The 19,176-nt window shown below is 64.8% G+C and carries 20 protein-coding genes, 1 tRNA gene and 1 pseudogene; 12 read left to right on the top strand and 10 right to left on the bottom strand.

The features are described 5' to 3' along the window. The first annotated feature begins 164 nt into the window (after nucleotides 1-164). Complete coding sequence (locus AB0M74_RS21700; RefSeq protein WP_366528081.1) at nucleotides 165-1,001, top strand: GTP cyclohydrolase II; 837 nt, start codon at nucleotides 165-167, stop codon at nucleotides 999-1,001. 96 nt (nucleotides 1,002-1,097) lie between these two features. After that, on the top strand, nucleotides 1,098-1,823 hold the full coding sequence (locus AB0M74_RS21695; RefSeq protein WP_366528080.1) for a GTP cyclohydrolase II: 726 nt from the start codon (nucleotides 1,098-1,100) through the stop codon (nucleotides 1,821-1,823). 57 nt (nucleotides 1,824-1,880) lie between these two features. Here the strand turns inward: AB0M74_RS21695 and AB0M74_RS21690 are convergent, their stop codons facing one another. The 3 genes from AB0M74_RS21690 to AB0M74_RS21680 form a co-directional block, all read right to left on the bottom strand. Continuing rightward, nucleotides 1,881-2,408, bottom strand: a complete 528-nt coding sequence (locus tag AB0M74_RS21690; protein ID WP_366528079.1) for a YbhB/YbcL family Raf kinase inhibitor-like protein — start codon at nucleotides 2,406-2,408, stop codon at nucleotides 1,881-1,883. Between the two features lie 20 nt (nucleotides 2,409-2,428). Next, the gene (locus tag AB0M74_RS21685) at nucleotides 2,429-3,790 is read right to left on the bottom strand and encodes a M20/M25/M40 family metallo-hydrolase (RefSeq protein ID WP_366528078.1); all 1,362 of its coding nucleotides are present in this window, start codon (nucleotides 3,788-3,790) and stop codon (nucleotides 2,429-2,431) included. A 212-nt stretch (nucleotides 3,791-4,002) separates the two neighbouring features. Beyond that, the gene (locus tag AB0M74_RS21680; RefSeq protein ID WP_366528077.1) at nucleotides 4,003-4,359 is read right to left on the bottom strand and encodes a helix-turn-helix domain-containing protein; all 357 of its coding nucleotides are present in this window, start codon (nucleotides 4,357-4,359) and stop codon (nucleotides 4,003-4,005) included. A gap of 141 nt (nucleotides 4,360-4,500) precedes the next feature. Between AB0M74_RS21680 and AB0M74_RS21675 the strand changes: the two genes are divergently transcribed. The 5 genes from AB0M74_RS21675 to AB0M74_RS21655 all read left to right on the top strand — a co-directional run bounded on the left by AB0M74_RS21675 (nucleotide 4,501) and on the right by AB0M74_RS21655 (nucleotide 7,818). Continuing rightward, on the top strand, nucleotides 4,501-4,725 hold the full coding sequence (locus AB0M74_RS21675) for an NAD(P)-binding domain-containing protein (protein WP_366528076.1): 225 nt from the start codon (nucleotides 4,501-4,503) through the stop codon (nucleotides 4,723-4,725). Then, the gene (locus tag AB0M74_RS21670; RefSeq protein ID WP_366528075.1) at nucleotides 4,707-5,261 is read left to right on the top strand and encodes a hypothetical protein; all 555 of its coding nucleotides are present in this window, start codon (nucleotides 4,707-4,709) and stop codon (nucleotides 5,259-5,261) included. Before AB0M74_RS21675 ends, AB0M74_RS21670 begins: the two co-directional genes overlap by 19 nt. Before the next feature lie 64 nt (nucleotides 5,262-5,325). Next, a tRNA-Leu gene (locus AB0M74_RS21665) sits at nucleotides 5,326-5,410 on the top strand. A gap of 973 nt (nucleotides 5,411-6,383) precedes the next feature. Continuing rightward, nucleotides 6,384-6,821, top strand: coding sequence for a hypothetical protein (locus tag AB0M74_RS21660; RefSeq protein ID WP_366528074.1), 438 nt, complete (start codon nucleotides 6,384-6,386; stop codon nucleotides 6,819-6,821). Further along, entirely contained in the window at nucleotides 6,808-7,818 is a 1,011-nt protein-coding gene (locus tag AB0M74_RS21655; protein ID WP_366528073.1) for a hypothetical protein, read from the top strand. The genes AB0M74_RS21660 and AB0M74_RS21655 overlap by 14 nt, the downstream gene beginning before the upstream one ends. A 603-nt stretch (nucleotides 7,819-8,421) precedes the next feature. Here AB0M74_RS21655 and AB0M74_RS21650 read toward each other — a convergent pair. Continuing rightward, nucleotides 8,422-8,994: a DNA recombination protein RmuC gene (locus AB0M74_RS21650; RefSeq protein ID WP_366528191.1), complete on the bottom strand. Its 573-nt coding sequence runs from the start codon at nucleotides 8,992-8,994 to the stop codon at nucleotides 8,422-8,424. A gap of 83 nt (nucleotides 8,995-9,077) precedes the next feature. Between AB0M74_RS21650 and AB0M74_RS21645 the strand changes: the two genes are divergently transcribed. The 4 genes from AB0M74_RS21645 to AB0M74_RS21630 all read left to right on the top strand — a co-directional run bounded on the left by AB0M74_RS21645 (nucleotide 9,078) and on the right by AB0M74_RS21630 (nucleotide 11,717). Further along, nucleotides 9,078-9,653, top strand: coding sequence for a glycosyltransferase family 25 protein (locus AB0M74_RS21645; protein ID WP_366528072.1), 576 nt, complete (start codon nucleotides 9,078-9,080; stop codon nucleotides 9,651-9,653). Between the two features lie 277 nt (nucleotides 9,654-9,930). Continuing rightward, entirely contained in the window at nucleotides 9,931-10,566 is a 636-nt protein-coding gene (locus AB0M74_RS21640) for a hypothetical protein (protein WP_366528071.1), read from the top strand. Nucleotides 10,567-10,570: 4 nt separating this feature from the next. Then, nucleotides 10,571-11,137 (top strand): WHG domain-containing protein, encoded by a 567-nt coding sequence (locus AB0M74_RS21635; RefSeq protein WP_366528070.1) that lies wholly within the window; start codon nucleotides 10,571-10,573, stop codon nucleotides 11,135-11,137. 130 nt (nucleotides 11,138-11,267) lie between these two features. Further along, complete coding sequence (locus AB0M74_RS21630) at nucleotides 11,268-11,717, top strand: nuclear transport factor 2 family protein (RefSeq protein WP_366528069.1); 450 nt, start codon at nucleotides 11,268-11,270, stop codon at nucleotides 11,715-11,717. Between the two features lie 554 nt (nucleotides 11,718-12,271). Here AB0M74_RS21630 and AB0M74_RS21625 read toward each other — a convergent pair. The 6 genes and pseudogenes from AB0M74_RS21625 to AB0M74_RS21600 all read right to left on the bottom strand — a co-directional run bounded on the left by AB0M74_RS21625 (nucleotide 12,272) and on the right by AB0M74_RS21600 (nucleotide 18,710). Continuing rightward, nucleotides 12,272-13,300, bottom strand: coding sequence for a hypothetical protein (locus AB0M74_RS21625; RefSeq protein ID WP_366528068.1), 1,029 nt, complete (start codon nucleotides 13,298-13,300; stop codon nucleotides 12,272-12,274). A 580-nt stretch (nucleotides 13,301-13,880) separates the two neighbouring features. Next, nucleotides 13,881-15,820 (bottom strand): annotated as a pseudogene (locus AB0M74_RS21620) (DUF4158 domain-containing protein); the annotation flags it as partial. Between the two features lie 438 nt (nucleotides 15,821-16,258). Next, the gene (locus tag AB0M74_RS21615; protein WP_366528067.1) at nucleotides 16,259-17,038 is read right to left on the bottom strand and encodes an AAA family ATPase; all 780 of its coding nucleotides are present in this window, start codon (nucleotides 17,036-17,038) and stop codon (nucleotides 16,259-16,261) included. Further along, entirely contained in the window at nucleotides 17,035-17,817 is a 783-nt protein-coding gene (locus tag AB0M74_RS21610; protein ID WP_366528066.1) for a DUF3658 domain-containing protein, read from the bottom strand. The genes AB0M74_RS21615 and AB0M74_RS21610 overlap by 4 nt, the downstream gene beginning before the upstream one ends. Nucleotides 17,818-17,875: 58 nt before the next feature. Continuing rightward, nucleotides 17,876-18,115, bottom strand: coding sequence for a hypothetical protein (locus AB0M74_RS21605; protein WP_366528065.1), 240 nt, complete (start codon nucleotides 18,113-18,115; stop codon nucleotides 17,876-17,878). A gap of 463 nt (nucleotides 18,116-18,578) precedes the next feature. Beyond that, complete coding sequence (locus AB0M74_RS21600; RefSeq protein WP_366528190.1) at nucleotides 18,579-18,710, bottom strand: Tn3 family transposase; 132 nt, start codon at nucleotides 18,708-18,710, stop codon at nucleotides 18,579-18,581. On the opposite strand from AB0M74_RS21600, the gene AB0M74_RS21595 reads away from it, so the two are divergent. Then, entirely contained in the window at nucleotides 18,658-18,804 is a 147-nt protein-coding gene (locus AB0M74_RS21595; protein ID WP_366528201.1) for a hypothetical protein, read from the top strand. The two genes, AB0M74_RS21600 and AB0M74_RS21595, sit on opposite strands and share 53 nt — an antisense overlap. Nucleotides 18,805-19,176: the final 372 nt, after the last annotated feature.

Genomic DNA, 19,176 nt, shown 5'->3' with positions numbered 1-19,176 from the left:
TCTGGACGACACCACATATCCGCTACAGTCCCCGTCGTGACCACGCACATCCAACGGCGTCGCTCCGGCTCGGGTCCGGGGCAGCATTGATCACAGCCGGGTCCCTACTCGGTGCGACCACTCATCGGTTCGCCCGCAAGGGACGCGAAATACAGGTTTCTGTTATGGAAGTCGCCGGCGGCGCCGAGTACGGATACGTACTGGTCTTCGGTGCGCTCACCGACGGGTGCCTCGTCCGGGTGCATTCTCGGTGTCTCTACGGCGACGCGCTCGGCTCTGACGACTGTGATTGCGGGCCCGAACTCGACAAAGCACTCGACCTCATCCAGGTGGCGGGCGCGGGCATCTTGGTGTACCTGGAGCAGGAGGGCCGTGGCGTCGGGCTGATCGCCAAGGCGCGCGGCTATCAGCAGAGCGAGCGCACCGGTAGCGACACCTTCGCCAGCTATGAGGCACTCGGCTACCCGGCCGATGCCCGCACCTACAACCACGCGGCCAAGACTTTGGTGGACCTCGGGCTGCGATCGGTGCAGCTACTGACCAACAACCCGGCCAAAGCCGAGGATTTTCGGTTGGCGGGCCTCGCGGTAACCGTGGTTCCGTTGCGCACCCGTCCACTCAGCGCACGCGCCGCCGCGTATCTGGAGGCCAAACGTCGACGTCGGCGTCATTGGATTCCGACCGACGACGCGCCATGGGCGCCGGCCGACTGGGAGTCGGATGCCTTGGGCACGTTCCCGGCTGTGCAGCGACCACGCCGTCATCGTCGACTCGGGGGTGTCCGCAACAGTCGTCTGGCGTTCTGGCGGCGAGCCTCTGCGGCCGCGGAGCGACAGTCGAGCCGCGATCCCACCCCGCAGCCCGGAGCGCTGCCGACCGAAGCTGTCGCGTACCTGCCTACCGAACCGGGCCTGTCGGCTCCCACTATGCAGCCTGCTCTCGACAATGCCGCGCCGCGCATCGGTCACGAGATCACCCAACGAGCCGCCGTCCCCGCGTAGCAGTGCCATGGGACCTGCCCTCCGGCTACCATGGATTCATTGTGCGACTGGCAATTTCACAGTTCGTGCGACCGCTTCACTATGCATCGGAGGAGCATGGCCAAAGCGGCACCGGGCCTTTCCGCCACCGGACATCGGCTGACTCGCAAGGGGCGTGAGCTCTGCGTTCGGGTCATGCCGATTCCCGGTGGCGAAGACGGCGGTCATGCGCTCGTCTTCGGTCAGATCACCGACGGTTGTCTGGTCCGAATCCATTCCCGCTGCCTCTATGGCGACGCCCTGCAGTCCGAGGACTGCGATTGCGGTCCCGAACTGGACAAGTCGATGGACCTCATCCAGAACGCCGGGTGCGGTGTGCTCGTGTATCTGGAGCAGGAAGGGCGCGGCGCCGGTCTGGTCAACAAGGCGCGCGGGCTGCGCACCAGTGAGCGGCTGGGAGTCGATACGTTCGACAGCTATGAGCGCCTCGGACTGCGGGCCGATACGCGCAGCTACCGACTCGCGGCCGAGGCGCTGACGGCGCTGGGGCTGCGCTCGGTGCGGCTGCTGACCAACAACCCGGACAAGGTGGGTGCGGTGCGGGATGAGGGCATCGCTGTCACGGTGGTGCCTGTGGCGACGCGGCCGCGCAGTGACAAGGCGCGCAAGTATCTCGAGGCCAAGCGGGAGCGTCGTGGGCACATGATCCCGCTCGAGGATGTCGGGCGTTCGAGGTTTCCGCGGTCACCCGGGTCGTGGTGGTGTCCGCCCGTGTCATGGTGCATGCGGCGATTCGCTCTCGCGGTGAGAACCGTCACGATCCCCGACGGCCGGCTGCGATGAGTGGCTCCGAAACCGCTGTGGCTCTGAGCATGTCGCTCAGAGCCACAAGGGTCGAGACTACTTCACCTCGTAGGTGGCGACGATGGTCGCGCGGGCGAGAGTGTGGAAGAACAGGTTGAATCCGAGGAACGACGGTGTCGCGTCCTCGGAGACCTCCAGGCTCTCCACGTCAACGGCGTGCACCACCACGAAGTACCGGTGCGGTCCGTGCCCCGCGGGCGGCGCGGCGCCGACGAAGCCGGGGAACGACGCGTCGTTGCGCAGGTTGATTGCGCCCTCGGGCAGCGTGCCGCCCTTGCTCCCCGCACCTGCGGGCAGCGAGGTGGTCGTCACCGGGATATTCGCGACGGCCCAGTGCCAGAAGCCCGCCGTGGTCGGTGCGTCCGGATCGTACACCGTGACCGCGAAACTCTTTGTCTCCTCCGGGAATCCGGACCACGACAATTGCGGCGAGATGTCCTTGCCGCCGACACCGAAGAACTCGCTCACCTGATCGTTGCGCAGCGACTCGCCTGGGGTGATGTCTTCCGAGGTCACTGTGAAGGTGGGCACCTGCGGGAGCGCGTCGTAGGGGTTGTAGGTCATGGGGTCCTCTCCGGATTGATTCAGCTGTGCAACAAGAAATGTTCCAATACCTGCGTGCCGAACTCGAGTGCATCCACCGGAACGCGTTCGTCGACGCCGTGGAAAAGTGCGGTGAAGTCCAGTTCCGGCGGCAACTGCAGCGGTGCGAAGCCGAAGCAGCGAATGCCCAAGCGCGCGAACGCCTTTGCGTCGGTACCACCCGAAAGCATGTAGGGCACGGTGCGGCCCTGTGGGTCGTGGGCGAGGATGGCGTCGTTCATTGCGTCGACGAGATGACCATCGAAGGTCGTCTCGTAGGAATCGAGCTTGGTGATCCACTCCCGTTCGACGTCCGGGCCGATCAGCTCGTCCACTTCGCGCTCGAATGCCTCCTGCCGCCCTGGCACCACACGGCAGTCCACGACCGCCTCCGCGGTCTGTGGGATGACGTTGGCCTTGTAACCGGCCTGCAGCATGGTCGGATTCGCGGTATCACGCAGGGTGGCGCCGATAATGCGGGAAATGGTGCCGAGCTTCGCGAGTTGGCCCTCGATGTCGGGGCTCGCCGGATCGAATTGCAGGCCGGTCTCCTCCGACACCGCGGCCAGGAATTCGGCGACGGAATCCGAAAGTACCAGCGGGAAGGTGTGTTTTCCGAGTCGGGCGACCGCGTCGGCCAAGATGGTGACGGCATTGTCCTCGTGCAGGAACGAGCCGTGGCCCGCACGGGCCTTGGTGCGCAACCGCATCCAGCCCAGCCCCTTTTCCGCCGTCTCCACCAGGTAGAGCCTGCGCTCGGTGCCGTCGGGGCGCGGGACCGTCAGCGAGAACCCACCGACCTCCCCCACTGCCTCGGTGATCCCGGCGAACAGATCGGGCCGGTTGTCCACCAGCCAGTGCGATCCCCACTTGCCGCCGTTCTCCTCATCAGCGAGGAAAGCGAACACGATATCGCGTGGCGGCACCGTCCCCTCGATCTTGAACTGGCGCGCGACCGCCAGCATCATGCCGACCATATCTTTCATATCGATCGCGCCGCGCCCCCACACATAACCGTCGCGAACGGCGCCGGAGAAAGGATGCACACTCCAATCGGCCGCCTCGGCAGGCACCACATCCAGGTGACCATGCATCATCAGCGCGCCCCGGCCGGCGTCGGCGCCCTTCAACCGCGCGAACACATTTCCGCGTCCCGGGGCACCCGACTCCACGTACTCGGTGGTGTAGCCCGCCTGATGCAACTGATCTGCCACCCACTGCGCACACTCGCGCTCCCCCTTGGTGGTGGCCAGATCGCCGGTGTTGGAGGTGTCGAACCGGATCAGCGCGCTGACCAGCTCCACCACCTCCGACACTGCACGACTGCTGCTTTTCGGGCCGGATCCTTCGCCAGTTGCTGACACGTACCCTTTCCTACCATCTACCCGCCGAGATCCCGTGCTGTGCCGGCCGCCGCGCCGGGCGAAACGCACCCGCACGCCACCGCCTGCGGTGGGCAATCCTACGGCCGCCCCGCGCCAACATCAGCCTGAGCAGAATGCCGCCCAGCTGATCGGCGCCAAGTGGCATGGCGGCGGCCGATAGCGTGGCCGGGTCACCGCGATGTGCCATTCGATCACGCAGAGAAGTGCACTTTGGCCGCTCCGATGCGATCGATGCGGTCGCGGCCCCAGGCGCCGAGCGGTTCGAGCGCGGCGTTGAGCGCCGCGCCCAGCTCGGTGAGGCGATATTCGACGCGTGGCGGGACCTCGCGATAGATCTCGCGGTCCACGACGCCGTCCTGCTCGAGCTCGCGCAGCTGCTGGATGAGCATCTTCTCCGACACTCCAGGCAAGCCGCGGCGCAGCTCACCGAAGCGGCGCACACCGTGGTTCTCGAGCTCCCAGAGGATCAGTGCCTTCCACTTCCCGCCGACGACATCCATCGCCGCGTCGATGCCGCAGAAGTATGGTCCGGATCTCTTTTCGCCCATCGTCCGACCTCGCTACCTGTTCACAAACCGAGTGCTGAGTACCCGACCGAATAGTAGGTACTTGTCGGTCCGTCGGGCAAAGAGCAACCTTGGTTCCAGCGCGCTGACCACCACGTTCACCAACCAAGGAGACGACCCGCAATGGCGGAAACCCAGCAAATCCCGGTGACGGTTCTCGGACTCGGCGCAGTGGGTCAGGCGATGGCTGCGACCCTGTTGAAGGCCGGAAGGGCGAGCACGGTATGGAACCGCACTGCGGGCAAGGATGCCGACCTGGTCGCCGCAGGCGCCACCAGCGTCGCCTCGGTCGCCGCCGCGCATGGCATCGATTACCTGGACCGGGCATCATGGCCGTGCCCACGATGATCGGCGAACCCGGCGCGTCCATCCGCCACAGCGGCTCCCGAATTGTGTTCGACGAGTATCGCGACACACTCGAATTGCTCACCACCGCAGACCATTTCGGCGCTGACCCCGCACTCTACGACTTTGCGCTGCTGCCGAACGTGTACACCATGTTCACCGGCTTCTTCCACGGTGCGGCCATACTTCGCTCAGCAGGAGTCCCGGCAACCACCTTCGCCGACCGCGCCGTCGCCTGGGTAACCGCCATGGCCAACCGCTGCCCGAATACGCCCGCGTCATCGACAGCGGCGACTACACCGCCCCCTTCCAGCCCCTCGCCTTCCACGAACCCGCCATCGTCCGCGACAGCCGCGACGCAGGCGTGGCCTTCGACATCGTCGCCCCCATCCAGCACCCTCTCGACCGTCAAATCGCCGACGGCCACAGTCCGCTGGGATTCGAGCGAACCGTCTGAGAACTTCGCTGACCCGACCACAGCGCCGTGCGCTCGCCACCGGTCCGCGAACGCACGGTCGCCCGCATACATCCTCGAGTAATGCCAGGTAGACGCGCGATTTGGTTCCACGCACTCACATCCGATAATCTTGCTGAGCACCACCGGTCCGGGTGGCGGAATGGCAGACGCGCTAGCTTGAGGTGCTAGTGCCCTTTAACGGGCGTGGGGGTTCAAGTCCCCCTCCGGACACTGTTTTGTCATGCATCCTCTGCAAATTTGCAGAGGATGCATTTCTTTCTGCTCTCCGAGGGTGTCTGGACACCGCGGATCTGCAGATTTGCGCAGATACCCACTCGAAAGCGGTGGGCAGCCGCACGGATGTGCGGGTCGTGCACTCATGGGACTTGAGTGCGCCGGTCAGAGCACGAAACGATTTCGCCAACCGAGAACCCGTTGCCGAGCGACGGCGGCTGTGTTTCTCACATCGGTGGCCGAGAAGGCAGCGGTGTGCAGCCACGGACCCGCCGAGCGGGCGGGTCGGCCGGACGGCAGAGTTGCGATATCGGGAGTGCGACCCGGGCTGGCTGGGTCGGCGGATTGCTGCGTGTTGGTGCTTGGTCTCTCCGAGGGTGTCGTTGCGGTCTGCGCGGCGGATGGTGGTCGGCTTCGCCTGCCGAAGCCGACAAGGTCCAGCGTGGTCGCCTTCTCGGCTCTCGGGGATGGAAGACATCCGATGGGTCTAATTCGCCGCGAGGTCGTACAAGCTAGGTGCCTTTTTGATCTTGACGCCTTGAGCGTTAGTTTTCAGTGCATGCGGCAAAGAGCGCGGAATCGGTTGCTGTGCTGCATATTTCGTGCCGAAGCTAGCGGTGATGTGCGCCGCGATGTGCGGCAAGCGCGTCGGAATCTGGGGTCGCTCCTGCTCGTGGCGGGTGCCGGTGTCGTCAGGCGGAAGTGTCCAGGGCCGGGGCCACCAGTCGACTGCAGGCCCGGATGTGGGGATAGCGGGGCAGGTGCGAACTCGCCGCGCGGTGGATCGTTGACAGTATCGAGAAGGAGTTATCGAAGCGTGGAAACAACTTCTGGCAGATTGCCATTCAATAATGTGCGGAGACAGGTGGGCGTCGCGAACGAGTCGATGTCTTCGATGTACGGTTCGCAGTCCGCTGCTGCAGGTGCCGACAGCGAAATCACCGACCAGCTCGAGGGTTCAGGTGGTGTCGTGGACGCTTCGACTGTGGCCCAGGAGGCTCGGGCAGCAGCGATCCCGTTCGCGTTCCCTGTGGAGTTGCCGGTGCCACCGATGGGTGAGTTCACCTGTGCAACGACGACTATCGATCCGGCGGGCCGGTTGGGTGACCGCTCTGTGATCAAAAGCCTCGGCTGGCGGAAGGGTCAACCGGTCTCGATCCAGCCCAGCCAGGGACTGCTGCGCATCACTCGTGTTCCCGAGAGCGAGTCATCGGTGGCGGCGAACGGCTATTTGTTTCTCCCGGTCTCAGTACGTCGCGCCTCGCGTCTACGCACCGGCCAGCGGGTGCTGATGGCCGGCGGGCTCGACAGCGATGTTCTGATCATCTGCCCCCTCCGAGCGGTCGGTGCGGCACTGTGGTCGTATCGACCGGGTCTGTTCGAGGCGGTTGCGCATGAAGCACGATGACGTCCATGCCGCACTACGGTTCGTAGCATCGCTCGGGCTGACCCTAGATGATCTGGCAACCGAGCACGCCGACCGAGCACGCATACCGACGATCAGTCAGTACATCCAGCGACTCGCCATCAAGAAACCAGAAAGCACGAATCATTACCGCTCCTACTGGACGATCATCGAAACAGAATGGGGCCAAAGACCTCTCGACTCGCTGACGGTGGCGGAAATCGAAGTGGTCGCGGCTGAGCATCGGAGCCGAGCTGCCGTTCGAGCCAACAGCAGAGGCGGCTACGGGGCAGAAGCCAACATCATCGCCGCGCTACGCTTCCTATACCAGAACGCAGAGACTGCCGGCCTAATCCGGCCGGATTCGAATCCGGCCGCCAAAGCGCGCAAGACATCCCAGGCTTCCGGACCGGCCCGCGCATTGAGTCTCGACCAGATCGAGGACCTCGGCCGTGTTGCCTCAACCACCGGCGATGACACCGAACTCGACGCACTCATCTTGCGGTTACACATCGAAACAGCCTGCCGCAGAAGCTCCGTCCTCGCGCTGCGTATCGAGGATCTGGAACGCGACGACTGCCTGGTAAGACTCAATGAACGAGGCGGCGCGATCCGGTGGCAACCCATCTCCCCTACCTTGATGAACCGCCTGCTCGATCACGTGAGACACCGCGGGGGCCGTAAAGCCACCGACCGGGTACCGCGGTACCACGACGGAGCGCCTGTCGCTCTTGCACGCTACCAGTACCTCGTCCGCCGGGTCCGTGGTGAACTCCCCTGGGCTGACGAACTACAGGTGAACATGGATTGGATCGGCCGCACCACAGAAGCATTCGTCAAGAATCGATTCGGGCGCACCACCGCCAACCTGTTCAAGCGCGGAATCGCACACATCGACCGTACCGAAGCCCACAATCGGTACGACCCTCGGCGACTAGCCCCAGTGGCCGAGGTGCTGGTCGCGCTCACAGGCGAGCCCCACCCTCTGGCCCGCCTGTAGGGACAGGTGTCTGTCGCTCAGTAGCCACTGGCACATGCGAATTGTGTGAGGCGTCAGTACCAACATCCGTCACTGGCAGTCGGCCACGATGACCGCCCAGGGCACTTTGGACGTGCCGGCATGGGTGCTGCGCAATCCGACACGACGACTGTACCTACCTGGACGGGTCGCAATGACTGGAGCCCTTTGAGCAGGTCCAGCGGTTGTGAGAGTCCGCGAATTAATCGCGCAAGGCACCAGCGAGGGCCTGGCCGCCACCCGCGGGCAACGCCTCGGTCGGCCACCGGCGCGTCGACAACGATGTCACCATCGAGCACGAGCGGGAGCTTTCGGTGGGAACCTCGGCAACACGAGGAAGCCGGATCGACTTCCTCGTCCACTATGACGACGACTACAAGGTCGGGGTCGGGGTGAAGACCACGAGCTTGTGGTCAGAGTTTGTGCAGGAGCAACTCGTGCGACTACCAGCTCTTTGCAGGTGTCCACGGTGGACTGCAGGTTGGTCGCTGCCTTGTCGTAGCGCAGCACCGCCGCGGCCGACTGCAAGATCACCAGCAGACTTGTCGGGGTGGCGAGGATGACCTTCTTGTTCGCGGCGTATTCTCACAGACCGCGGTCCTGCTCCCACGCCGCGTACAGGAACGAGTCCGAGGGCACGAACATCACCACGAACTCCGGCGACTTGTTCGGCAGCAGCCAGTACTTCTTTGCGGCGAGCTGGTCGATGTGGGTGCGAACGTTTTTGGCATGCGCCGCGAGCCGTTGCTGTTGTTCGGCTTCGTCGCGCGCGTTGGCCGCGTCGATGAGCGCGTTGAACGGCGCCTTGGCGTCGACGACCACTGCCATATCGCTGCTGATCTTGACGATCAGGTCCGGTCGCTGGGCACCGCCATCGGTGTTGAAGGTCGGCTGATTGTCGAAGTTGATCAGGTTCGTCATGCCGGAGGCTTCGACCACCGCCTGCAGGGTCTGCTCGCCCCACTGACCACGGGCCTCGGGTCTGTGGAACACGTTCTTCAACTGTCCGATCTTCTTGAGCACCTCATCGCTGGACATACGCACCATGTCCCGGTCGGTGCTCATCTGCTTCAGCTGCTCACTCAGCGCGGCCTTGGCGCTGGCATTGTCCTTTCCGACCTCGGCCATCTGGGCGCTTGTTTTGTCGATCAACGCCACCACCGGCTTGACGCCCCACACCTCGACAAGCCGCCTCGGATTGGGATGCCGAATTCGACGGCCACCGACTAACGCTCGCCGACTTGCAGGACTCGGGAGCCAAACTGTTCGACTGGCAGATCGACTCCGACAATCCGTGGTGGAACAGACCTCTCAAGTACGGCGAAATCGGCTGTACGCTAGCCCATCTGGCGTGCTGGTCCCAGGCTGACGAACACAGCAACGCACCGTACATTCTCATTCTCGAGGACGACGCTGTTCTCAATCCTGGGTTCCTCGACACTCTCCTCGCCGGCCTGCACCGACTGCAAGAGCAGGCTATCGAATTCGATCTGCTCTACATCGGCCGATACCCTCTCGAACCCGACCGTCCTGGTCCAGCAACAGGGTTCGTCCGCCCCGGATACAGCCATTGCAGCTACGCCTACCTGCTCACCCGCACCGCTCTCCCAATCATGCTGGCCGCCGGACTCGCGCAAGCGATCATCCCGATCGACGAATTCCTACCCGCCCTATACCTGCCGCACCCCCGCCCAGACCTGCGAGCCCGATTCCCACCTCAACTCACCGCCCTTGCCGTCCACCCACCCCTGGCCACACAACGCGCCAAGACCGAAGCTGGTAGCGACACTGAGAATTCCGACTTCGCCGGTACCTAACACAGCTTGGCCTGCCATCGTCTCTGGCGGCTGGCGTTCACGAATCTCGGAGGCTTGTAGTCGTCTGCCCAAGGTTGCTCGCGAGTGCGGCCAGGGCCTGGGGAACCGGACGAACGGTGTGAGTGCTACCGAGATCGTTTGAGTCGCGAACGTCCTGTCATGCCGATTTCGGTGTGGTGCCTGGCCCACGCCCGCGTCAGGGGCTGGCCTTGCCTTCTGAAGTTAATTGGCCTAACCTAAAGTTAATCCAACTAACCCGCATGAGAGGGTTGCCCACATGTCCACCGCTGTCGTCCATCCCCGTCACCACGTCCTCACCTCCCTCCCGGCCGCCGTCAGCATCGCCTACTCCGCCTCCTGGATCGCCGGGCTGACGGTCGGCGCACCCGCTCCGGCATTCACCGATTCCGGCGGCGAGATCATCCGCGAATTGTCGGGCCACACCGGCGCTTTCGCCACGCAGTTCCTGCTGACCGAAGGGCTGCCCGCCATCGGCCTGGCGGTCGTGGCGCTGGCACTGGCCCGCACGGCCCACTCCCCACTCGCCGGCCGGCTCGCTACAGTGACCGGCGTTGCGGCGGCGCTGATTTCGTTCACCCAGTTCTTGCTCGGGCTGGCCCTGACCCGCGCCGGTTCCCCTGATTCCGCGCATCTGCTCTTCGAGCTTGTGAACCGGTTCGACGGGGCGAAGATGTTCCTGCTGGCCGGGCTCTCCGTCGCGGCGGTGCTGACCGGGCTGCTGCCCCGCTGGCTGAACTACACCGCCATCGCCATGGCGGTGGCGATCGTGGCCTCGGGGATCGGGTATCTGTTCCTGATCCAGGGCCTGGCTACGCTGGCCTACGTGTCCGGACCCCTGCTGCTGGTCGTCATCACCGGTGCCGGCCTCGTCCTGGGCCGGAAGTCCCGGTAACGACGTGCCGCGCGCCGGTCTCACACCCGAGCGAATAATCGCCGAAGCCGCGCTCGTAGCGGACGAGGCGGGCCTGGAAAGGCTCACCCTGGCCGCGGTGGCGCAGCGTTGCGGCGTTTCCCTACCGGGCCTCTACAAGCACATCGACAATGTCGAGGCTGTGAAACGCGATCTGGCGGTCCTGTCGGTCGGCGAGCTGACCACCGTTCTCGCCGATGCCACCGCGGGCCTCTCCGGCCGCGACGCGTTGCGCGCGATCTGCACCGCCTATCGCGACTACGCGCGCGCCCACCCCGGCCGCTACGCCGCGGGCATCGTCGCGCCCGCCGCCGACGACGACACCTACGTCCAGACCGCCACCCGCGCCTACCACGTCCTCACCGCGGCCCTGCGCGGCTACCACCTCTCCGACGCCGACCTCGTCCACGCCGTGCGCATGGTCCGCACCGTCTGCCACGGCATGGTCACCCTCGAATCCGCCGGAGGCTTCGGCCTTCCCGAATCCGTGGACGACACCTTCGAGCGGCTGCAGGACTCGCTGGACACCGAATTCCGCACCATGGCGCACTGAATCATCCAGTCGCGCTTCGCAGGGCGAAGCGATGCCGAGCGCTCGCCGGATCATCGGGTGCGCCACCGTGGGCAAGCGCTGCCACCCGACCGAACCGACCAGAATCCCCACCCCCAGATAGAGAGACATTGTGACCGAACAAGATCCGAAGATCGCCGCCATTTCCGCCTTCTTCGACGCATATGCCCGCTACGACCTGGACGGCATGCGTGCCGTTCTCACCGATGACATCACCTGGACCATTCCGGGCCATCACGCACTGTCCGGCACCAAGCGCGGCATCGATGAGGTCGTGGCATTCTTCAACCAGTTGTCCAAGGCGGGCATGAAGGCCGAGACCTTCTTCCTGGAGGCCAACGACGAATACGTGGTCGACATCCACCGCGGCTACTCCACTGCCGGCGAAGGCACGGTGGACACCATCTGGGCGCTGGTATGGCACTTCGACGCCGACGGCAAGGTAGACCGCGTCGTGAACCTCTCCGGCGACCAGCACCAGATGGACAACTACATCTGGAAGAACTACACACTCGCCCCGCTGCCCGCCCGGTTGGCGTTGCCCACCGCGATATTGGAGTAGGCGTCGACCGGACCGATCTGATCCCACTCGACAAGCTCACCGCGTTCTTCACCCAGAATCTTGCCTGAGGTCGCGGGCACCGACGCCCGCCCGAGGCGAATCACCCGAAGATGCCCGGCGCGCACCAGATGTGCACGCGGGGCTTCTCCGTGGTGCCTACTGCCGTTCGAGGATCCAGAGCTGGATTTGGCCATTCTGCAATCGATCACGTGGCTGGCGGGCAGATTACGAGGCCCGACCTCTTCCTGGGACATGCCGCGATCACCGATACCTGTTCGTCGCCCAGCCGCAACGCCGACGGGGTAGCAGGGAAACGCACGATAATGCCGCTGACCGCGCAGACATCCGCACATGCCGATTTCAGGATGGGTCGGGTTGTCCTCGGCTGGCTCATGGGCTGTGGCGCAGGCACGGAATGTGCCCATCCCCTCCCGCCCAGGGGCGGGTAGCGGGCGGAGGATTCCCAGCGTGAATGCGTCAGGCGGGTGGGTCTGGCTCGGTCTCCTCGGGTGCGCCGAGGCTTTCGAGCGGCGCCGCGCTCGTCACTCGGCGCGTTACTGTGAACCTGTGAACCTGTGAACGTTGGCCATGGCCCACGCTCTGATCGCGGCGCTCTGCTCCGGGTGCATGCGCGGCGTCCAACGGCCGATCCGCACGCTTTCAACGCCCAAGCTGTGTCCGGGGAGAAACCGCGAGAGCTGTTCGAACTGGGCTGGTGTCACGAAGGCCAGGTAGTAGTCCTGCCCGGAATCCAGCGACGCCAAGACAGTACCGAGGCCAAAGGCACGCTCACCGATCTCTTCGAGGAACGCTTGGAGGTAACCGACGCGATCGTCCTGGCCATGCTGAGCGTCGAAGACGGCGAGCCAATCCCAGGGCAGCGCCGTGGGATAGGAGCTCAGCGATGTCAACTGCTCGCGGACAGGCCAGGGATCGGCCTCGCGGGAGATGACTGCCACGGCCGCGATCCCGTCCGGAGATTCGACGTCGCGAGATGATTCAGCCGTGCTAGAGGTGAGGAGTGCCCGTCGTTGCGCGATGATGGCCCGCACGCTGAACTCGAAATCGGGTTGCTGGCGGGCGTAATCATGGGCGTAGGCCGCAACTTGCGAGGTCTGGCGCACGACGCGGTCCGGCTCGGGCGGCGCGGGCCAGAACTGCAAGAGGTAGCAGTCCAGCAGTGGCTCCTCGTCGAGTCGGACGTCCTTCTCCCGTGCCTGGTCCATGCCCTGCGCGCAGTACCGCACCCGGTAGTTGATCCCTTCTTTCAAGTCCAGTTCCCAGGAGGCCTCGCCGGCCCACTGCGACAGGAAGCTTTGATCCGAGACCGGGTAGAAGGAGACCTCCACGACGTCTTCCCATGCCAGGTCCAGCGGTGGAGCCTGGCCGTGCACCTCGACGGTGAAGCCGACGCTGCCGGTGTGCAGCCCGGTGCGCAGGAAGAGTGCGCCGGGTACCGCGGCGCCACACAGTCCTGAACTCTGACCGGCGAACGCCTCGTCCATGCGCGAGTTGATGCCGGGGGCACTCTCGACATAGATCTGGCTGTAGGAGACGTGAACCTCGCGATCGAGCCTGAACACTTCTCACACCGTCCCAACCGGCGAGAGCCGGCCATCAGCCAGCAGCGCCACGGGCAGCGTGGGGCCACATGAGTGAGGAGCGTTCAGCTCAGTGGGATCGGTGCCGACCACCGCGGGGGCGAAAGGGTCGGCCGCCGTGTGGTGGTGCGGTCTGGTTCGGGAACAGCTCATGCAGGCAGCGTAGAGAAGCCCACCGACACGGCGGTTTCCGATCCTTACGGCATGAATGATCTGGAGGTCGCCGAATTCGACGTTTGCCCGCCGCGCATTGGCGGCCGCCCGCTACCGAACGAGGTCTGCGCTGCGCTGCACAGGCACTCTGAGTCTCAGCTTCGAACGTCCTGTATTGCCGCATACCGCGCGGTTCCCAACGCCACGCAGCCGCACCCGGGGTTCAACAGTCGGTGGCCGTGTCGCGGGATCCACAGAGAACCCCTCGACACGGCCACCAGCGGCGCTGCACCGACCCCTGCACCCCGTCAGGCAGCGTCGAGAGCCGCGATGATCTTGCGCGCCATCGCAGTCACGGCAGCGCAGGGCTCGCCCCCAGGTCCCGGATGCGCGGGGACAGCTGCATCCCGAGGATGTCGTAGGAGATCCCCGACGCCGCAGCCATGTTGGTCAATCCGAGGTTCGTGGAATACGCCAGCAGGACCGCGATCAGATTGCGCTTCAACTCCGGGCTACGGGCCTGCTTACCGCCCGCGTGGGTGAAACAGTCCAGGTAGCGGGTGCGTTTGTCCAGCTCGATCAACAGCGACACGATCGGCGCGAACGGCAGCATCTCCGTCAACTCGGACTTCAACTCGATAGCCTCGGTCGGGATATCTTCTGCACTCAGCGGTGAGATCACCAGATCACGGGCCTCATCCAGTCGCACCGGTCCGTCACCGGCGGCGAGCAGCTGCTCCAGCTCGGCGACCGCCACATGCCATTCGTCGGTGAGAGCAGCCAACGCGCGAGCCGGGTCGGCCGGTTTGTCGACCAGGCGGCAGAATTCGGCACGCTGCGGCTCCCACTGGGCAGGGGTGAGCAGGTAGGCGGCTGGGTCGGCGTAGCGGCGCGACCCCGCAACGAACACATCCCCGGTGCGCAACCCGTCCCGTAACCCGAGCAGCACACACAGCTCCCAATAGTGCCGATAGGCAACGGTGTTGCCGGTCTTGCGGGCTTCCTCGAGATAGCCGCGCCACTTGGCCGGCACGAACCCCGCCGGTGCGTCGTCGAACACCTTCCGGCGACCGGTCGCGTTCAGCTCGCGCAGCATGTCCACCGCGATCAGCAACTCGGTGGCTGCCGTACCGCCGGCGAATCGCACCGCCGACAACACCGCCGGAGCGAACTTCCGCAGATACGAATACGACGTATCGAGAGCGGCCAGATGCCCGTGATCGCGCGGCAACCGTGGTTTGGCCTGCGCAATCGCGGCCCGCAACCGCTCCCACCCGATGCCCTCGCCCCGGATCAACCCGCCGACATCCTCATCGGGGATCTGCGGGTCGATGATGATCGCCAGTAGCTCATCCAGCAGCGCTTGCCGGTCTTCTCCGGTCTTGCCGCGCTCGGCCAGTTCGGCAAGCATTCGGTTCTCCGCAGCGCTGAACTTCGCCGATAGCGCCTGGTCGAACAGCGCCACCACCTCATCGAGCACATCGGCGGCAGCCTGCGCCAGCACCGTCAACAACATCGGATACCGACGCTCCGGATCACGCCGTTCCAGTGCCTGCCCGGTCAGGCGGCGGCCCAGCGTGGCCAGGAACCGGCGACGTTCCGCCGGGAGCACCGACAGATCGAGGGTGTCCGCGCCGAGGCCGCGCACAAACCCCAGCTTCTCGACCTCGTTGCGCACCGCGGCTGCGGATGCCTCCACCGGGCCGGTGGACAACCACCGCAACCGTGACATCCGGATCGAGGCATCGGTGACCAGCAAACCGTCCAACTCAACGCACCGCTGCGGAGTCAGCTCGTGCGCGAGCCGATCGTAGGTCTCCCGTTGCGCCTGCTCCCGCGCGTGCACAACGCGGCGAACCACGGTGTCGGGGCTGGGCCGGATCACCCGCGCCGAGATCAGATACTCACACCCCAACCGGAACAACAGCGTCGGCGAATCATGCTCCATCGCCCGCGCCAACAGGAACTCATCCAGCTCCTTCAACTCCATCGCCCCCGCCGGGCGCCAGCCCAGATATGGGCCACCAGGCGCAGATGCTCGGTGCGGGTCTGCGCCCGCCGACCGTAGGAACGGATCAGCGACGCATCGACTTTCAGCTGATCCGCCAGCCGCGTCACCACCACCGGCGGTGCGGCGGCCACCTTGTCCGGCACGAACCCCAGCCACGGCAGCGTTCACAACGACACCGCCAAACCCAACCGATCCGCCGGTCCACGCCCCCGCACCGGCGCGATGAACGCGATATCGGCCGGGGTCATCGTGAAGAAACGGAACAACTCCTCGCGGCTGACCTCCGGAAACTCCCGCAGACGCGCCAACTCCTCATCCGCGAACACCTGCGTCGCCACGAAACCCGACCTCCACCACGCCGACCAACCTCATCGGCAGCCAAGCACCAATCGCCATGCCCCGCAGCCCGAACCTGCCATCGCCGCTGGTCAAGGCAACTTCGTTGTTTTTCCCGCGACTACTACCGGAACCCCCTTCGAGAACGGGTGTAATGGCACCTGCTGTATGAATCCTCTGCCCGTGCCGAGGAGGTTCTGATGCTCGACGTGCCCGACCTGGACACGACGAACCGGTGTGCGGTAGTGACCCGCAAGGGCGGGCGCGGAATCTCATCGCGTGGCAGACCGGGACGCCCGGTTGTTGCCGCGACTTTTATCCGGGCGCAAGTCCGGGCCGGTGTTCCTGACCGACTGTAGCCCCGCACTTGGGGCAGAGCCTGACGGCGGGGCCCACCTACGACAACGGTCGGAACCATCTGATGGTCGGCGGTACTTCGATCATTCCGGACCGTGGTTTGAGGGTTCGGGTGCGGTGAGGTGATGTAGGTACCGGCCTGGATCGGCAAGGAAATTCCTGGTCAGTCGAACCGGCATCGCGTCGTCGTAGGTGACTGTGGTGATGTCGCCGGTCTCCTGGATTTCGAAGATGGTCGCGCCAGGCAGCGCCAACAGGATCGGGGAGTGGGTAGCGACCAGCATTTGGCAGTTCTGGCGTGCCAGTTCGGCCATGCGTGCGACAACGGCCATGCAACCCTGAGGCGAGAGTGCCGCCTCCGGCTCGTCGAGTAGATAGAACCCGTTAACGAAGAACCGGTGGCGCATGAGATCGACGAATGACTCGCCATGAGAACGCGTGTGCGGTGACACTCCGCCCATGGCCACGAGTTGCTCTGGACCCAGTCGTTCGGTCTCGGTCGCGACGTTGTAGTAGGACTCGGCCCGCAGGAAGAACCGGCTTCGAGGTTTCCGGGGTCCCCACGCGAGGGTGAGGTGGGCGCCCAAATCGGACTCCGTCGCGCGGGTCGCGAAGCGGTAGTTCTGCGAGCCTCCCTCCGCGTTCAACCCGGCGGCGACCGCGACGGCCTCGACAAGGGTGGACTTGCCGGAGCCGTTCTCGCCCACCACGAATGTCACACCGGGGGGGATCTCCAAGCCGCCGGTCCGCGTGAGGTGGCGGACGAGGGGCAGGTCGAAGGGGTAGTGGTCGGCGTCGGTCGGTGTGACTTGGACCCGGCGCAGAAAACTTCCTGGCGTAGGAATACGCGAATCGTGAGTCACTGCGACATCCGCCGAATCAGACACATCCGCGCTGTCATCGGGTCACCCTCGGCTGAGACCACCCCAGCGTCGATGAGCGCGATGAGTCGTTGCTGAAGCACATAATCGCCGACCTGGAACGGGTGATCGGCCATGGTTTCGGCGATCACTTTTGTCATCGGTTTCGGCTCCGAGGAAATGCGGGTGAGCAGTGCACTGTCGAAGTGGTCGATCGGTGCGGACACGAGCTGGGTTGCCGCAGACACCACCCGAAACGGTGCGTTCTCGGTCCGCAGCATCGACCACTGCTGCGCCAGTTCGCTGCGCTCGTTGTCGTCGAGCGCACGCTCGGACCCCAGATAGTCGCCGATCCTGATCGGCGGCAGCGCGGCGGCCTTCCCGATCACGCCGGTTTCCCCATCATGGCGGGGAGCGGTCACGTCGATGACGTGGAGCTGGCGCAGACGAAAATGCTCGGCGAGGAACAGGTAGCTGGCGTACTCCTCCGGGGACCGGCGACCGACCCAGACGATCATCCGGGCGTCCGCGTCGATGCCGACGAGCCGCTGTGTGTCCTTGTCGGCCAAATCCCACAGGTGCAGCTGGCGACGCCCCATGTCGCCGGTAAAGGCGGCGATCCACCATGCACGCCTGTCGCCCTGATCGATGTGGTCGATGGGGCCACAGCTGAGGTCGTCGCGACCCGCGACCACCTCGCTCCCGCTGTCGCCGACGGCATCGAGCGCGGCGCGGATCGATGCCGCCGAGGTGGCATTGGGAGCGAGGTGCACGATGGTCATGTCCTCATTGTGTCCCACAGATAGGGGGTGTCGGACCGACCTTCCCCGTGAACTCGCGCTAGTAGAACAGCACCCAGGCCCCGCCGTTCTTGACCTTCTGGCAGTGGTACCGACCGTGAGTGGAGTCCGCCAAAGCTTGCCCGACGCCGATGCACTCCTGTTCGGAGTTGTAGGAACCAAGCACACGATCCCAGGGGATCCAGTCGTCGTCGGAGTCCTTCTGGAAGTGAATCTGTTGGGTGACGGCACTGCTGATGTCGGCGTGCAACGCTGCATTGGAGACACCGGCACCCGTCATCACACTAACCGCAACGACTCCGACGAACAGGCCAGCGGCACGGCGGAAAGTTGAGATTCTTGGCATGAGATCCCCTCTCGCGCATCGGGATTCCGCTGCCCTCGGCATTGAGCTGCGGCGGGTATCCCGGCAAGTGGCGAAGACCCATTCTTCGCCTACACACAGGTAGATGGGCGGCGGGGCCGATCGGTTTCCATCCAAGATCGAGTTATCCAAAACCGTGCTGTGAGGCGGTATTACGGCGCTGGGCCTCAGTCGTGGTGCGGCGCGGTTGAGCGCACCGTAGTCGGTGTTCTGGTCGAAGCGCCACAACCGCTGATCCGGCAGGTTCGCCAGCTGGGGCCTGTACTGATGGTCCAGCAGATGCACCAGTCACTGACTGAACACCACCTCGACGAAGTTCAGTGAGTCACGCGGTGTTCCGGACAAGACCTCGCTCGCTAGGCCCTCAGCCTGACAGTGTTCAACCAGTATTCCCCCTCCGGACCAAAGAATTTGGGCTGGGTCGTGCGTGGATACTGCGGACTGGGACCACGTACCGGATGCCGTCCGCCGACGCGAGTAGTCCGCCGCCCCACGTCCGCGCCAATGGCACGTCGGCCTGGCCCTCGATCAGCGCGACGTTGGCCATGGTCAACGTGCCGCACCTAGTGCCTATCGACGTGGTGCAGGCGATCACCGTGCCATGAATTCACCGCAACACCGCTCACCGTTGTGTAGGTCCAGCACCACAGCCTGGGACTCAAGCCCGAACCCCCGCTCAGCGCTAACTTTCGGTGCCGAAAGTTCCTGCACTGCCGTGACGCTGACCGTCGACAGGCGCGGGGTCCGATCATCGAGTCCGCAGCGGTCGTGATGTTCGCGGCACAGAGCAGCAACCACGACCGTGCACGGCACGCACCCTCAGACCATCCGTCTGCCCATGTGAACCGTCACGGGTAAGGGACCGGCTTCGGTTTCAGACCATGAACCGTCACGGGTAAGGGACCGGCTTCGGTTTCAGACCAGCGCCGGTCGGCGTGGTGATTGTTGAGAGTAGTACGCGGCTTCGTATTCGGCGG

The sequence above is a fragment of the Nocardia sp. NPDC051463 genome (genome assembly GCF_040681975.1).
GTDB lineage: Bacteria > Actinomycetota > Actinomycetes > Mycobacteriales > Mycobacteriaceae > Nocardia.
The sequence above is the reverse complement of the archived record's forward strand: the minus strand, read 5'-3'. Positions and strand labels throughout refer to the sequence as shown.